The sequence below is a fragment of the Massilia antarctica genome (assembly GCF_015689335.1).
Lineage (GTDB): Bacteria > Pseudomonadota > Gammaproteobacteria > Burkholderiales > Burkholderiaceae_D > Telluria_A > Telluria_A antarctica.
Genome location: NZ_CP065053.1, coordinates 5,465,601 through 5,480,813, shown reverse-complemented (window position 1 = coordinate 5,480,813; position 15,213 = coordinate 5,465,601). Strand labels below are relative to the sequence as shown.

Sequence of the window (15,213 nt, the reverse complement as noted above, 5' to 3'; positions counted from 1 at the left end):
GATGGATCGTGGTGCCGGCCAGGTCAGTGCTTCAGTGCGCGACGACGCTTGCCGGCGCGGCGCGGAAGATGCCGATGAAACCGGCCACCGATACCGCCGCGCAGATGAAGAAAATGGTTTCAAGACGGACGTGGTCGGCAATCAGGCCCAGAATCATCGGGCTGAAGCAGAAGCCGGCGTCGAGAAAAGCGGAAAACGTGGCCAGCACGGCGGCGCGGTCGCTCGGCCCCGCCTTGGCCACGGCAATGGCGGTGAGTACAGGAAAGGCAAACGCCTGCCCGACCGAAAACACCAGGGTGGCGGCCAGGACCATCGGCAGGCTGTTCGACAGGCCGATCAGCACCAAGCCGCCTGCCGAGCAGGCCAGCGCGATCTTGGTCATCGTTTCGTTGCCCAGCCGTTCGGGCAGGCCGGCGCCCAGGATGCGGGTGGCGATCAGGGCGCAGGCAAACACCGCGAACAAGAGCGCGGAGCCGGACAGGTGCAGCATCTTGGCGTACAGGGGAACGAAGGCGTTGAAGCCGGCAAGCCCGAACACGCTGGCAATCAGGATCAGCCCAGGCCGCAACGCCGCCGGATGGATCAGGCGGATGCGTGGACGCCCGCCGCAGTTGGCGTTGGTCTCCCCCAGCAGCAGGAAGATGGCGCCGGCGCTCGCTGCCGTGGCCGCACCGAACAGCCACACATAGCGGGTAAAGTATTCCTGGTACAGGAATTCGCCCGCCAGCGGCCCCACCGACATCCCTGCGTACAGGGCGATGGTGAAGAAGTTGAAGGCCCGCCCGCGGCCCTGCGGCGCAATGATGTCGCTGATCATGCTCAGCACCGCGACAAACACGAAAGCCTCGCCGATGCCGGTAATAAAACGCGCCACCGACAAGCTCGCGACCGTTGTGCACTGGCTGTACATGAATACGGACACGGCCACGATGAAGGCGCCGCCAACGGCAATCGGACGGCGCCCGAAGCGGTCGCCCAGGTAGCCGGCCAAGGGCCGGAACAGCAGCGCGGAAAAGCCGAAGGCGCCGATCACCAGTCCCATCTCGCGCCCACCGCCGTGCAGCGCCACCTTCACGTGCACCGGCAGAATCGGCAGCATGATGCCCATCGTCAAAAAATAGGCAAAGGTGGCGAGCAGCAGCGCCACATAGCGCCCGCTCCAGATGCTGGAAGATGCTTGCATTATGATTCCTTCCCAGTGTGTGTCGATTGCAGGTACGGCGGCAGCAGGGCATCGAGTTGCGCGGGCAGAATCTGCGGCGCATGCAATGCGTCAAATTGCGCCAGGTCGCCGCACGCCGGCGTGTCGTGGAAGTGCTTCAGCCAAGGATCGCCCTTGTGTCCAAGCGTCTGCCAGACCGCGCATGCCAGTTGCGGCATGACCGGATAGGCCAGGCAGGCAAACGCCTTGGCCCACCAGTACGCTTGCGCGCCGGTCGGGGCGCTGGCGCTGGTGTCGGCGACCCAGGCCGCGATCTCCTGGACCACCGGGGCCAGCGTGACCCGCGAGGGTTGCAGATTGGCGTCCTGTGCTGCCAGGGCGGTGCCGAAGCGCGCGATGAGCGCGGCATCCGGCGCGCTGACGGGCTTGTCGATGGCCGCGGCATGACCCTGATGCACGGCAGCCCTGACCGCCTCCATCGTCTCCTGCGCCACGGTGTGGTTGACGACAGTGGCGAACTGGGTGACCGAAAAATTGGTGACGCCATGGTCGGGACTGATCGTGCACAGGTAGTAGCGCAGCGCATCGACATTGCCGTCCAGGGCGCGCGCGGTATCGGCCGCCCAGATGGCGTGTTTGCGGCTGGTGGAGAACTTTTCGCCTTCCAGGTTGATGAAGAAATTGGTGAGCGCGTGGGCCGGCGGTTTGCACGATGGCAATGCGGCAAGCACGCCGACCCCGCCCACCAGCAGCGGGATGGTGTTGTCGATGCCAAAGCCGACCACGATCTTGGTGGCGCTGTCGCGCTGCCACGCATGCGCTTCCAGTCCAGCCTGGCGCGCATGCAGATGCCCGTAGGTAAACATTTCCCACAGGATTTCAAAGATCGCGCGCGGGCAGCCACTTGGATCGGCAGGCCAGGCCAGGCCCCAGGAAATGGGCACCGTGAGCCGGAATTCATTGCCTGGAACGGCAAGGAAGCGCGCCACGACATCGCACACCTCGGGCGCCACACCCATTGCGTGCAGGCGCTCGAGATGGGCGGCGCTGTCGGGAATGCGCAGAAATACGTTCTCGACGGTACGCAGGCCGACCTTGGCGTGGGCCTTGCGCGGCGTAGCGTCGACCATTTGCTCGGGACGGAAATGGGTGCCGCAGCCTTCGCAAAAATAGCCGGCGCAGTCGCTGCCGCACGACGGGCAATGACCCGTGAGCCAGCAGCCGACGATGGCTTCCTGGGTGCTCAAGTCGAACGGGATCTGTTCGGCGCGGATCACGGCATCGCCCGATGCCAGCAGGCGCTCGAGGGCGTCGCGGGCATAGTCCTCCTGCAACGCGCGCCCTTCCCCTTCGAGCGTATCGACAAAGCCGTCGACCTCGATGCGCATCAGTGCCAGGTCTTCCGCGATACCCGCGTGAAAGCCGCGGCAGACCGCCGTTGGCGACTTGTCGTCCTGCTCGGCCCGCCACAATACATAGGAATCGTGGCAATCCGTGCCGGTGTAGAGCGCAACCTGGGCGCCATGCTGGCGCAGGCGCCGCGCCAGCACGTCCATGCGCAGATAGGGTCCCGCGATGTGCCCCAGATGCAAGCGGCCATTGGGGGTCGGCGGCACCGGGATGAGCAGGTAAGATTCGCCTTGCCGTGGTGATGGGAACATCAAGGTACTCCTTGTTCTAATAGTGTGATCGCCTGCTCGGCGATGGCCGGTGCCAGACGGAAACCCGCGCCACCGCCGGCCCCGGCGATGGCGACCGATGGCCATTCTGGATGGATGCGGGCAATCGGCTGGCGGTCCTGCGCATAGGTGTCGCAGAACACGCGGCCGCCGCAAATTTGCGGACGCCAGTCGCTGAAATGGCGCGCAATGATGGCCTCGGCCACCCGGTAGTCGTCGGCGCTGAGGGCGATGCGGCCGGAATCGGGATCGCAGTCCCATTCACGGCTGGCAAAGCTGAGCAGATGCTGGGCGCGTCCCTTCAACGGCACGATATAGGCGTCGCTGCCCGGCCAGAACAGCGCGGCGCGCGCGCCGTCGGCTGCCCCGTCGGCGCCAGCGCCGCCCTCTCCCTCCGGCTGCCGCCCTGTGGCCAGATGCATGGCGGCGACCTTCTTGACCCGCAAGCCCAGCGCATCCGCCACGGTCGGCCCGAGCAAGCCACTCAGCCAGGGCCCGTTGCACAGCAAGGTGCGGCGCGCGCGCAGTTCCAGGCCAAGCTCGCTGGTGAGCACGGTGTCGCCATCGTTCCCGACCCGCATCTGCGCCACCCGCACACCCTCGAACAAGGCCAGACCCTCCCCTCCTACATGCTGCAGCAACTGGCGTGCAATCTGGGGCGGATCGAAGCGCCGTGCCGTGCCGCCGAAGGCCAGCACTTCGTCGTCGACAAGCACGGCGTCCGGATAGCTGGCGCGAAACTGACTCTCCTGCGCGTCAGTGGCCGGCCCGATGGTCCAGCCGTTCGCCTCCGCCGCGAGGGCCTTCAACCCGGCGCCGGGCACGACCCAGAACGCATCGAGGCCAGGTTCGGCCGGCGTCATGCCCAGCGCGTCGATCTCGGCATAGACCTGGGCGCTGCGTGTTGCCAGGGTCCGGATGTGGGCGCTGGAACCTGTGGGCAGGTGCACGCCGGCGGAAAAGCGGGTGGCGCCAGTGCCGATGGCGCGCGACTCGATCACGGCAATCTGCCAGTCGGGATGGGCACTCCGCGCAAAATAGGCGGCGAAACTGCCGACGATACCGCCGCCGACGATGACCAGGTCATGGCGCTGCATGTTCGCTCCTCCACCAGAGTGCAAAAATGCGCATCGGCTGGGCGCCGCTGTTACGCATGCGGTGCGGTTTGAGCGCTGGAAAATGCACGCAGTCGCCGGCCTTGAGCGGGTGCCATGCATCGGCAAAGTACAATTCGCCCGCGCCGGCCTGGATGGTCCACACTTCCTGTGAGGCGTGGCGGTCGAGCGGGGTCTCGGCGCCCGGCTGCACCTCGAAGTATTGAAAGCCGCCGGGAAAGCCCGCCACCTCGGGGTAGGCGAACAGCTCGACACCAGGGTCGGGGACGGCGATCGGTTGCGCGCGCAGATGTGGCGCGCTCGGTTCAAGCGACGTTGACATTGGCGAAGCCCTCCATCGGCTGGTTCGAAGCAGCGAACAATGCCGTTGCCGAAGCGGCTACACCCTGGTCCGGGTAGCGCCACGACACCATGGTCGAGCGGTCCTCGACCTGGAAGGCTTCGCGCCCGAGCACGGCGTTCAATATCACCGCGCTGCGCCAGGCGGCCAGGCTCAGGTTGGGGTCGGCCACGCCGCGGCAACGGCGCGCAGCATTTTGCAGATACAGTTTTTGGGCGCGGCGCGGGTCTTTCCAGCGTACCGAATAGTCGCGATTAACCAGCGGCACATTGTCCTGCACTTCCATCTGCTCGACCAGAGAGTCCAGGAAGCGCGGCATGCGATACTCGTAGCCTGTGCACAGGATGACGGCGTCGGCCTGCATCACATGGGTCTGGTTGGTATATCCATGGCACAGTTCGATTGTCAGGCCCTGGGTGCACGCCACGATGCCCGACAGCTCGGTCGAGGGCAGGATGAGCGGTTGCGCCACATCGCCCGCCATGGCCTTGTGCTCGTACAGGCGCTGGTAAATCGACTGCAACAAGTCGGCGGAAATGCCGTCGCTGGTGAGGCGCTGGTCGTCGAGCAACTCGCTTTTCAGGTCGGCGTTCAGGCCGAAGAAATACTCCGAATACTGGGGATAGAAATATTCGTTGACGAAGGCCGAGTCGTCCATGGGCAGCAGATTGCGGCGCCGCGTCACCCAGGAAACGTTGAGCTGCTTCGCTGGGCTCTCGTTCATGAGGTGCAGGAATAGCTCGGCCGCAGTCTGGCCCCCGCCCACCAGCACGATATTGCGCCAGGAAGGATCCAAGGTCCGGTAGGCAAACTCGCTGGCGTGAAAGACCCTGGGCGAGGTGTTACCCTCGCAGCAAGGCGGGATGCGCGGCGATTGCCCGGTGCCGACCACCAGGTGCCTGGCGCTTTGTTGCCGCCCGCGCGCCTGGACATGGAAGCACTCGGCCGCCTCGTCGTAGTCCACCTGGTCGACCTGGGCATTGAACTGCAGCGACGCCAGCGCGCGGGCCACCCATTGGTAGTAATTTTCGAACTCCTGGCGCGACACGCTCGCCAGGTTGGCCGTGATGTAGGAGTACAGGCGACGCTGCTTCGACAGGTAATTGACGAAGGAGTAAGGATTGGTTGGGTCGACCAGCGACACCAGGTCCTTCAGTGGCGAGACCTGGATTCTGGCGCCGGGCAGCGACAAGCCCTGGTGCCATTGAAAATGGGGCTTACTGTCGAGAAAAAGGCTGCGGAAATCGGGAATGTTGTGCGACAGCGCCGCCAGCGAAAGGTTCGATGGTCCGATGCCAATACCGATGAGGTCATAAAGAGAGTTTTGCATAGTGTCTTAAAGTTGGTGATCAAGGCCAGCGTTGCCAAACTGGGGGTAGCACAAAGACCGGCTCCCGCCGTGCCAAGGTTCGACACAACGATATTGCCCATGCCGTCGCCCTCGACATCAACGATGAGAAAGCTCTTTTATGCGGCCTGTTGTTGTCGGGTATGGCAGCGGTGAGTTCAATAAAAAAAGTCGAGAACAATCTGAATTCAGCATCTAAACGCTCCCCCCGGCACGCCATTGACCCGAGTGAAGCAGCGTGTGGATCTCATAAACCAGCAACGAAATAGCAATAAAAACCTGGCACTAAAATTACTCTGGATGCATTGCGGATGTTGACTGCTTACTGGCCTGCTCCTCCTCGCGGAATAGTGGAGCGGGACTGGCGCGTGACTTGTCAACACCTCAATCACTACAGTCGGGGAAAAGTTTTCCTGCGGTTGTTAATCTGTCATGAAGTATAGGGACATGTTTCCTCCCGAAAACTCCGTTTCTTGCTGTCAAATTAATTATGTTCATTTAATGTTAATTATGCATATAAGACAATATTTCCGTGGCGACCCGGTTTGGAAACACGCCAAAAAAATGCCATGGCCAGGCCTATGCGTGCAGCATCGAATGTCGGGATGAAGGGGGCAGGCCAGCGGGCGCATGCATGTAAGCGGTAAGCCAGCAGCGTTATATCCAGGCAGCGTCGGCGTCGGACCTGTACCGGCCTGACAGGACAAACACGGGCATCTTCCAGGACGATTTTGCCCTGGCTCCCCCAACGCCCTCTGCTGCGCAGGTTTTGCCAACCGCGTGCGATTCCCATTTCCCAGCCCGGGCAATTTTGTCCTGGCGAACCCCGGCCCTCCTGGAAAAATTCTTTTAAATCAGCCGGATAGATTCCGCGCCTGGTTGGCATCGCATTTGCTCTATCAGATGGTAATTGGCCTGTGGGCTGCGACATGGAACCGACCTCATCCGAATGGAGACTTGTCACCAAGCTGTCGACATATTGGTATGAACATCCGCTTGCCTGCGACACCGCCGAAGGGATACGGCGCTGGTGGCTGGCCGACGGGCCGGATGTTCCAAACGATGTTGTGGCGGCAGCCTTGGCGTGGATGGTGACGTGGAACCTGGTCGCGGCGTCGACCGCGGCGGACGGACGCATCCGTTTTCGGCGCCGGGTGGACCTTGACATTGCCAAGCTGCGGCGTCTGGCCGGGATCCATCCCGACGCCTCCGAACCTGACGAATCGTGATCGAGACAGCATGTACACCAGCCTGGCCGCGACAAGTGGAACCCTCCGCCAATTGCTGGCGGAAGCCATGGCCAGCGATATCGGGCCGTCCGGGCTCGCCGCGTTTTTCACCGGGACGACCGTGGTGTCGCTCGAGACGCCCCAGGAAATGATGTCGGCCAGCCGCCAGGGATTGTCGGTCTGGTTGTATCGTGTCACCCGCGACGACAATCGCTTGAACGATCCGCCCGTGGTGCGCACCTTGCCGTCCGGCCGCACCGAAATCGTGCCGCCCCCGCTGCCGCTGCGCCTGCACTACCTGATCACGCCGATCGCAAGCGGCAGCGCGGACAGCCCGGAGACCGAACAACGGATCCTGGGGCGGGCGCTGCAGCTGTTCCACACCTACCCCGTCCTGGCCGGCGCGCTGCTGCGTTCCGACCTGGCCGGCAGCGACGCCGAGGTGCATGTGCATCTGGAAGCGCTCGGACTGGACGAGATCACGCGCGTGTGGGAAGCGCTCGAGGGTTCCTACCAGCTGTCGGTGTCGTACGAAGTCACCTTGGCGAACATCCAGAGCGAGGCGACCCCATTGCGCGTCGAACTGGTCGAGTCGGTGCGCGCGGGCATGGCCGCCATCGTGGCGCGGGTAGCCTGAGATGGCGCGCCGCCTGGTCCTCGCCGAGCCGCTTCGCTACACCATCGCCGATGACGACCCGCTGCCGGCCGCCATGGCCTGGTGCGCGGTGCTGCGCACCCGCGTGATCGATGAACTGACCTTGGCGCCGCCGCGCACCCCGTTCCGGCTGACCAGCAACCTGGCCGCGGCAAGCCCGCGCGTCGGCGACGGCGGCTATTGCGGCCTGGTGGCACGCCCGCGCGATGTCGCCCATGCCCTGCTGACCCCGGGCGCGCTGGAGGCGGCCGTCGAGACGCCGGGCTTCCTGCCGCGCGACCTGACCCCGGCCATCGATGCCGCGCGGCGCGCGCTCAACAGCGCCGCCGCGATCGGCGACCCCGCCCTGGACGTCTTGCCGCCGGATGGCGTGCCGCCCCAGTTCCGGCCCGGGCGCGGCGTGCTGGTGGCGCGGCCGGCGCCGGCCGGTGCCGACGAATTCACCGCGGTCGCCGCCAGTGCCAGCCCGCCCCCGCTCACCCAGGTCGCGCTGGTCGATCCGGTCAGGGCGCCGCATGCCCTGAACACGCGCGTGGCCGGCGTGCCGCTGGTATTGCCTGACCAGCCCCTGCACCGCGCCGAGCCGGTCAGGCTGCGCGGCCGCGCCCGGCGGCGCACGGGGCCGAACAGCATCGTGCCGGCGCCCGGCGCGCAGATCGGCATTGCCGGCATCTGGCTCGCCTATCCGCATACGCAAACCCTGGCGCCGGTCGCGCCGGATTTCTGCGCCATCGCCCCCGGCCTGCGCTTCGCGCACCCGGTCGGCGCGGCGATCCAGCGCGGCACCTTCAACCCCGCCGGCGCGCCGCGCAGCCTGCGTGAATTCGCCCCGGCCGGCGCGCGCGCCATCGCGCTGGCGCCCAATCTCGGCCTGAACCCGGCCGGAGGCGACCTGCTGCGCATCGGCGACCCGCTCACCAACGAGGCCGAGATCGTGGTCAGCGCCGGCTTCGATCCGGTGGGCGACCCGAATGCGGCGGTGATGCTGCGCCTGAGCGCGCCCACCGCCTACCTGCACCGCGTACCTGGCGCGGTCCGCGACATCGCGCCCGGGGCTCTGGTGGCCGCTGGCGCCGTGGCGCGCGAGACGCTGGCGGGCGACCGCGTGCTGTTCGCCGCCGCCATCGGCGCCCTGCCCACCGCCAGCATGCTCGCCGTCGAACACGGCAGCGCGCGCGCGGCCTACTACCACGCCACCCAATATCCCTCGCACAGCGGCGGCGCCTTTTTCCACCAGCTGGCGCTCGACGCCGACGGCCGCTTCGAATCGCCGCCGCTGGCGCGGGTCGCGCAGTTGCGCATCATCGCCAGCCACCCGCTGCACCCGGCGCAGCAGATCGACGTCGCCCTCGATTACGGCGGCGACAACCTGCTCGCCATCGTATTTAGCTAACCCCAAGGAGAATGTCGATGCCTGAATATCTCGCCCCCGCGGTCTATGTCGAAGAAGTCGATACGGGCAGCAAACCGATCGAAGGCGTGTCGACCAGCACGGCCGGCATGATCGGCGTGACCGAGCGCGGGCCGGTCAACGTCCCGGTCCTCGTCACCAGCTTCGGCGAATACCAGCGCTGGTTCGGGCAAGCCCTCAATCCTGTCTTCTACGGCGAGCACCGCTTCCTGCCGCATGGCGTGGAAGGCTTCTTTTCGAATGGCGGCAGGCGGCTCTACGTGACACGGGTGCTGGACATCACCCAGGCGTTGGCGGCCAGCCGCCAACTGGTCGCGCCCGATCTCGCCGCGCCCTTGCAGACCAGCCTGATCCTGCCGGGCGCGCCCGGTACGAGCGCGATCACCCTGGTGGCCGACCCTGGCTTCGTGGCCGGAAACACCGTGCAGATCGGGGCCGGGGCCAGCGCGGAATTCATGCAGATCGCCGGCCCGGCCGCCGCCGCCAACACCGTGACCCTGCGCCTGCCACTGTCTTTCGATCATGCCGCGCCGCAGGCGGTGGACCACGCGACCATCGTCGACGCCGCCCCGCCCGCCAGCCACGGCACGACCCTGGCCCAGGATGCCGCGGCCGGCGCCAGCGCGATCGTGCTCGGCGCCTTCGCCTTTGCCCCGGCCCTGGCGGCCGGCCATGTGCTGCGCGTCGGCAGCGGCGACCAGGAGGAACTGGTGGTCGCCGCCGGCCCGCCGGTCGCCAACCGGGTCACCTTGCGCGCGCCCTTGCAGCTGCCGCATGCGGCCCCCGGCCAGGTGGTGCGCCAGCTGGTCACCCCGATCGCTCCCGCCACCCAGGTCGGCGCCAGCAGCGCGCCCGGCAGCGCCGTGGTCGCGGTCGTGGCCAATGCCGGGCTGACCACCGCCGGCGACGGCATCCAGTTCAGCCATGCCGACCCGGCCCGCACCGAGTACCGCCGGATCGGCGCGCTGACCCGGCTGACCTTGACCCAGGCGGCCTACGGCAACTACCCGGCCGGCACCCGGGTCGAGAGCGTCACCCTGGGCGCGGCCGGCGCGGCGGTCAACCTGAGCGTGAAGGCCGACCCCGGCGCGACCGTCATCACCGTGTCCGACCGCACCGGCATGACCGAGGGCGGCATGCTGGCGGTCGGCCTGGGCGCCGATCTTGAGCTGGTCGACATCGTCAGCCTGCCGGCCCACGCACCGCCGCCGGATAGCGGCAATGTGGTGCTGCGCGCGCCCCTGCGCATCGCCCACCTCGCCACGCCCGGCATCGTGGCGCCGCGCGCGGCGCCGACGGCGGCCACCCTGCAGACGGTGGTGGCCCTCGATGCCGCCGATGGCGCGGACCACATCCTGGTCGGGCGCGATGGTTTCGTGGCAGGCGGGGCGATCCGCATCGTGCCCGCCTCCGGCGGTCCCTACTACCATCTGGTGGGCGGGGCGCCGGCCGCGCTCACGCCCCAGACCATCGCCTTGAGCAATCCCCTGCGCAATCCGCACGCCGCCGGCGCGCTGGTGGCCAGGCGCAGCCCGATGATGACGGTGCGCGCCATCGACGCCGGCATCTGGGGCAACCGCCTGCGCGTGGCGATGGAGCCGCAGGGCAGCGCCCTGCTCAACACCCGGGTGCGCCAGGTTTTGCCGGGTGGGCGGCTCAGGCTCAATTCGGCCGCCGGCATCGAAACCGGCAGCGAGCTGCTGGTGACCGATTCGAGCACCATCGTGACCGCCCTCAAGGTGCTGTCGATCGACCGCGGCGACGACTACCTGATCACCCTGGAAGCGGGCACGCCGCTACCCGGCCTGGTGGTCCCGGGCGACCAGGTGCGCAGCCGCGAGTACCGCTTCATGGTGGAGTTGCTGCGCCAGCCCGATCCATCCAACCCGGCGCGCGACAATATCGCCATCGACCGCGAGGTGTTCGGGGCGCTCTCGCTCGACCCGCGCCACACCCGCTACTTCCAGCGGGTGATCGGCTGCACCTGGAACCTGAGCAACGCCGCCACCACCCTGGACGATATGGGCCGCCCGCTGCGCCGCGCCGACCGCCGCTCGGAAGGCGAATCGGGCTACGTGCGGGTGATCGATGCGGCGCCCACCAACGGCCTGCGCGCCGGGCCGGTCGCCACGTACGATATCCGCCCCGGCACCCCGCCCCGGCTGGTGCTGCTGCCGCTGGCCCAGGGCGACGACATGATCGGCGGGATCGGCGACGCCACCTATATCGGCGACGACAACGTCAACCCCGAGCTGCGCACCGGGCTGTTCACCTTGCGCAACGTGGAGCAGATCAGCATCATCGCCGCGCCGGGGCGCACCAGCGTGCAGATGCAGGGCGCGCTGATCAACCATTGCGAGCTGATGCGTTACCGCTTCGTCGCGCTCGACGGCCTGGCGCCGCCGGGCGATTCGATGTCCGACATCCAGGCGCAGCGCCAGCAGTTCGACACCAAGTACGCGGCGCTCTACCACCCCTGGCTGCTGATCCCCGACCCCTACCCCGGCAACCCGGCGGCGCCGGCCGACTACCCGATCCCGCCGGTGGGCCACGTGCTCGGCATCTACGCCCGCACCGACATCGAGCGCGGCGTGCACAAGGCCCCGGCCAACGAGGTGGTGCGCGGCGTGACCGGCCTGCAGCGGCTGCTGAACAAGGAGCAGCACGACATCCTCAACCCCTATCCGGTCAACATCAATGTGATCCGCGATTTCAGGCCCAACAACCGCGGCATCCGCGTCTATGGCGGGCGCTGCATCACCAGCGACTCGGACTGGAAATACGTCAACGTGCGGCGCCTGCTGATCTTCATCGAGGCCTCGGTCGACCGCGGCCTGCAATGGGTGGTGTTCGAACCGAATGCCGAGCCGCTATGGGCGCGCGTGCGCCGCGCGATCAGCAATTTCCTGACCCTGGTCTGGCGCAATGGCGCGCTGGAAGGGACCAAGGTCGAGGAAGCCTTCTTCGTCAAATGCGACCGCAGCACCATGACGCAGACCGACATCGACCAGGGCCGCCTGATCTGCCTGGTCGGGGTTGCCCCGGTCAAGCCGGCCGAATTCGTGATCGTGCGGATCGGCCTGTGGACCGCCCACGCCGAGGATTGAGGAGAACACCATGGCAAGCGACCAACGCAACGACCCCTACCGCGGGTACAACTTCGTGCTCGAGATCGACAACCTGCCCAAGGGCGCGTTTTCCGAGGTGGGGGGGCTGACCGCCGACGGCGACAGCGTCGACTACCGCGAGGGCACCGACATGCAATCGAATGTGCGCAAGCTGATGGGCATGCGCAAATATACAAACCTCACGTTCAAGCGCGGCTACACCCAGGACAAGGCGCTGTGGCAGTGGTACACCAACGTGATGAACGGCGTGCCGGACCGGCGCAACGTCACCATCGTGCTGCTCAACGAGCGGCGCGAGGCGGTGCTGCGCTGGCATGCGGAGAACGCCTGGATCAACAAGATCGAAGGGCCGTCGCTGAAGGCGTCGTCGAACGACGTGGCGATGGAATCGATGGAATTGATCCACGAAGGCCTGACCCTGGAAATGTAAGGCCGGCGCCACCGGCATTGAGGCAATGGGAGCGGCGATGCGAGTCTACGAAACGCCAGGTGTGTATTACGAGCGGGCCGACGCGTCAGGCGGCGGCATTGCCGCGCTGCGCACCGACGTCGCCGGCTTCGTCGGCATTGCCCAGCGCGGGCCGCTGGGCATCGCGGTACCGGTGGAATCGGCGCGCCAGTTCGAGGCCTGGTTCGGCGCGCCGATCGACAACGGCTACCTGGCCTGGTGCGCGCGGGCTTTTTTTGAAAACGGCGGGCGCCGCATGTGGGCGGTGCGGGTCGCTTCCGCCGCCGCCTCCAGCGCCGCGCTGGCACTGGACGATGGCGCCGGGCCGGCGTGGCGGATCGAGGCATCCAGCCCCGGTGCCTGGGGCAACAAGCTGGGGGTGCGCATCACCGAGTTGCGGCGCGCCCAGACCCGCGCCACGGTCGATCCGGTCGACCTGGCGCGCCTGCGGGTGACGGACAGCGCCGGCTTCGCCCGTGCCAGCCTGGTCGAGTGCCAGGCCGGACCCTTGCGCGAACGGGCGGTGCTGGCCGCGCTGGATGCGGCCAGCGGCGCGCTGTCGCTGAGCCGGCCACTGGCGCTGTTCGCGCCGAACAGCCGGCTGCGCGTCGAGACCATCGCCTATGCCATCGAGGTGTTCGACGGCGGCCGCCTGATCGCGCTGTACGACGACGTGTCGCTGATACCGGAGCATCCGCGCTATGGCCCGCTGCTGCTCAAGCAGCCATGGCAGACACCCGACATCCGCCAGCCCGACCTTGAACAGCTGCGAGTGCCGGAGCCGGACCTCGCGCTCGACTACTTCCGCGCCGCGCGCAACCGCGGCGCGAGCGCGCCGCCGGCCATCGTCATCCGCGAACTGCGCCCGCAGGCGGCGCGCGCCGCGCTGAACCTGCTCGCCGGCGCCGGCGGGGCCGCGCCGGCCGAACCGGTCCGGCTGGCAGGGGGCGCCGACGGCCTGGCGGCGCTGGCGGTGCGCGATTTTCTCGGCGCCGACCAGCCGCCCGGCGCCTCTGGCGTGGCGTTCGCCGCCACCCGCAGTGGCATCGCGGCGCTCGCCCCGGTGGAAGAAATCGCCCTGCTGGCGGTGCCCGACATCCATATCCAGCCGCGCCAGCCCAATCCGCTGCAGGCCCCGGCCGGCTGCGCGCCCGATCCCTGCCTGCCCGTGCGGGTGCTGGCGCCCGCACCGCCGCCGCCGGCCGCCGTCGATCTTCCGCCGCGCTTCACCCTGGCCGAGATTTACCAGGTGCAGGCGGCGATGGTGGCGCAGTGCGAAGGCCGGCGCGACCGCATCGCCCTGCTCGATGCGCCCTTCGATACCTGCAACCGGCTGAGCTTCTCGGTCAACGAGTTGCGCGCCTGGCGCAGCCGTTTCGATACCCGCTTCGGCGCGCTCTACGCGCCCTGGCTGCTGGTGGTCGATCCGCTGCGCGCCGGCGCCAGCCCGGCCAGGGCGCCGACCCGGCCGATCCCGCCCAGCGGCCATGTCGCCGGCCTGTGCGCGGCCATCGACCTGCGCGCTGGTGTCCACGTGGCGCCGGCCAATGTGCCACTCCTGTGGGCCCAGGACGCCTCGCTCGCCTTCGACGATGCGCGTCATGGCGAGCTCAACATGCTGGGCATCAACCTGCTGCGTGCCCAGCCCGGGCGCGGGGTGCGGGTGCTGGGCGCGCGCACCCTGTCGTCCGATACCGACTGGCGCTTCGTCAACGTGCGGCGCCTGATGTCGATGATCGCCAAGGCGATCGACCTGTCGATCCAGTGGGCGGTGTTCGAGCCGAACGACTGGCACACGCGGGCCAAGCTGTCGATGGTGATCGGCTCCTTCCTGCGCGGCCTGTGGGCGCGCGGCGCGCTGGTCGGCAGCGCCACCGACGAAGCCTTCTACGTGTGCTGCGACGACAGCAACAACCCGCCCGAGACGCGCGCGCGCGGCCAGCTGCAGATCAAGGTGGGCGTGGCGCCCAGCGTGCCCTTTGAATTCATCGTGCTGCGCATCGGACGCGACGCCAACGGCTTTGCGATGAGCACCGACGCGGCCGCGGCCGACGCCTAGGATAACGAGGAAAAGACCATGGCCCTGCTCTCGCGCGCCGACCCGGTGCTCAACCATAACTTCGTGGTCAGCCTGCTCGACACCAGCAGCGTGCTCGCCACGCTCGGCTCGGCGGCGCTGTCGGCGGTGCTGGACGTGGCGGTGGGCGGCTTTTCCGAGTGCTCGGGCATCGAGATGACGATGAAGACCGAGGACTACAAGGAAGGCGGCAACAACGGCGCCGTGCTGCGCTTCCCCAGCCGGGTCGAGTGGGGCGCGATCACGCTCAAGAAAGGCCTGGGCTCGGGCAGCGCCTTGTGGGACTGGCACTACGGCTTTGCGGTCGGCAAGGGCAAGCGGCGCGATGGTCTGATCGTCCTGCTCAACGATCAGCATGTGCCGAACAATATCTGGTTCTTCCGGCGCGCTCTGCCGACCAAGTACAGCGGGCCGCAGCTCAACGCGACCCAGAACAGCGTGGCGATCGAGGCGATCGAGATCGCCCACGAAGGCATCTTCCAGCTGCCGCTGGTCGGCGCCGCCAGCGGGATCGGGGCGGCGCTGGCGGGCGGCGGGATCGGTGGCGCGATCGCGGCGGCGGGCAGTCTATCAGGTTCGATCGGGAATTTCTGAGACCCGGTTTTGACAGGAGAAACAAGG

At 67.4% G+C, this 15,213-nt stretch carries 12 protein-coding genes; 7 read left to right on the top strand and 5 right to left on the bottom strand.

Translation table 11 applies throughout. The features are described 5' to 3' along the window. Nucleotides 1–31 precede the first annotated feature (31 nt). Genes IV454_RS24160 through IV454_RS24140 form a run of 5 tightly spaced genes read right to left on the bottom strand, consistent with a single transcriptional unit; the run spans nucleotide 32 to nucleotide 5,626 of the window. Nucleotides 32–1,183, bottom strand: coding sequence for an MFS transporter (locus tag IV454_RS24160; protein ID WP_206088201.1), 1,152 nt, complete (start codon nucleotides 1,181–1,183; stop codon nucleotides 32–34). Continuing rightward, on the bottom strand, nucleotides 1,183–2,823 hold the full coding sequence (locus IV454_RS24155; protein WP_206088200.1) for a class I tRNA ligase family protein: 1,641 nt from the start codon (nucleotides 2,821–2,823) through the stop codon (nucleotides 1,183–1,185). Before IV454_RS24155 ends, IV454_RS24160 begins: the two co-directional genes overlap by 1 nt. Further along, a complete protein-coding gene (locus tag IV454_RS24150; RefSeq protein ID WP_206088199.1) occupies nucleotides 2,823–3,938 on the bottom strand; it encodes an NAD(P)/FAD-dependent oxidoreductase in 1,116 nt (371 codons plus the stop codon). The genes IV454_RS24155 and IV454_RS24150 overlap by 1 nt, the downstream gene beginning before the upstream one ends. Beyond that, the gene (locus IV454_RS24145) at nucleotides 3,925–4,278 is read right to left on the bottom strand and encodes a cupin domain-containing protein (RefSeq protein ID WP_206088198.1); all 354 of its coding nucleotides are present in this window, start codon (nucleotides 4,276–4,278) and stop codon (nucleotides 3,925–3,927) included. Before IV454_RS24145 ends, IV454_RS24150 begins: the two co-directional genes overlap by 14 nt. Continuing rightward, entirely contained in the window at nucleotides 4,262–5,626 is a 1,365-nt protein-coding gene (locus IV454_RS24140) for a lysine N(6)-hydroxylase/L-ornithine N(5)-oxygenase family protein (protein ID WP_206088197.1), read from the bottom strand. The genes IV454_RS24145 and IV454_RS24140 overlap by 17 nt, the downstream gene beginning before the upstream one ends. 947 nt (nucleotides 5,627–6,573) lie before the next feature. Between IV454_RS24140 and IV454_RS24135 the strand changes: the two genes are divergently transcribed. The 7 genes from IV454_RS24135 to IV454_RS24105 are packed head-to-tail and all read left to right on the top strand — an operon-like array spanning nucleotide 6,574 to nucleotide 15,186. Then, a complete protein-coding gene (locus IV454_RS24135) occupies nucleotides 6,574–6,873 on the top strand; it encodes a hypothetical protein (RefSeq protein ID WP_206088196.1) in 300 nt (99 codons plus the stop codon). A gap of 10 nt (nucleotides 6,874–6,883) precedes the next feature. Then, on the top strand, nucleotides 6,884–7,510 hold the full coding sequence (locus IV454_RS24130; protein ID WP_206088195.1) for a Pvc16 family protein: 627 nt from the start codon (nucleotides 6,884–6,886) through the stop codon (nucleotides 7,508–7,510). A 1-nt stretch (nucleotide 7,511) separates the two neighbouring features. Beyond that, nucleotides 7,512–8,921 (top strand): hypothetical protein, encoded by a 1,410-nt coding sequence (locus IV454_RS24125; RefSeq protein ID WP_206088194.1) that lies wholly within the window; start codon nucleotides 7,512–7,514, stop codon nucleotides 8,919–8,921. 17 nt (nucleotides 8,922–8,938) lie between these two features. Beyond that, nucleotides 8,939–12,046 carry a phage tail sheath family protein gene (locus IV454_RS24120; RefSeq protein ID WP_206088193.1) on the top strand — a complete coding sequence of 1,036 codons (3,108 nt, stop codon included), beginning with the start codon at nucleotides 8,939–8,941 and terminating at the stop codon, nucleotides 12,044–12,046. A gap of 10 nt (nucleotides 12,047–12,056) precedes the next feature. Further along, nucleotides 12,057–12,497, top strand: a complete 441-nt coding sequence (locus IV454_RS24115; protein WP_206088192.1) for a phage tail protein — start codon at nucleotides 12,057–12,059, stop codon at nucleotides 12,495–12,497. Between the two features lie 37 nt (nucleotides 12,498–12,534). Continuing rightward, entirely contained in the window at nucleotides 12,535–14,574 is a 2,040-nt protein-coding gene (locus IV454_RS24110) for a phage tail sheath family protein (protein ID WP_206088191.1), read from the top strand. An 18-nt stretch (nucleotides 14,575–14,592) separates the two neighbouring features. Continuing rightward, nucleotides 14,593–15,186, top strand: a complete 594-nt coding sequence (locus tag IV454_RS24105; RefSeq protein ID WP_206088190.1) for a phage tail protein — start codon at nucleotides 14,593–14,595, stop codon at nucleotides 15,184–15,186. Nucleotides 15,187–15,213: the final 27 nt, after the last annotated feature.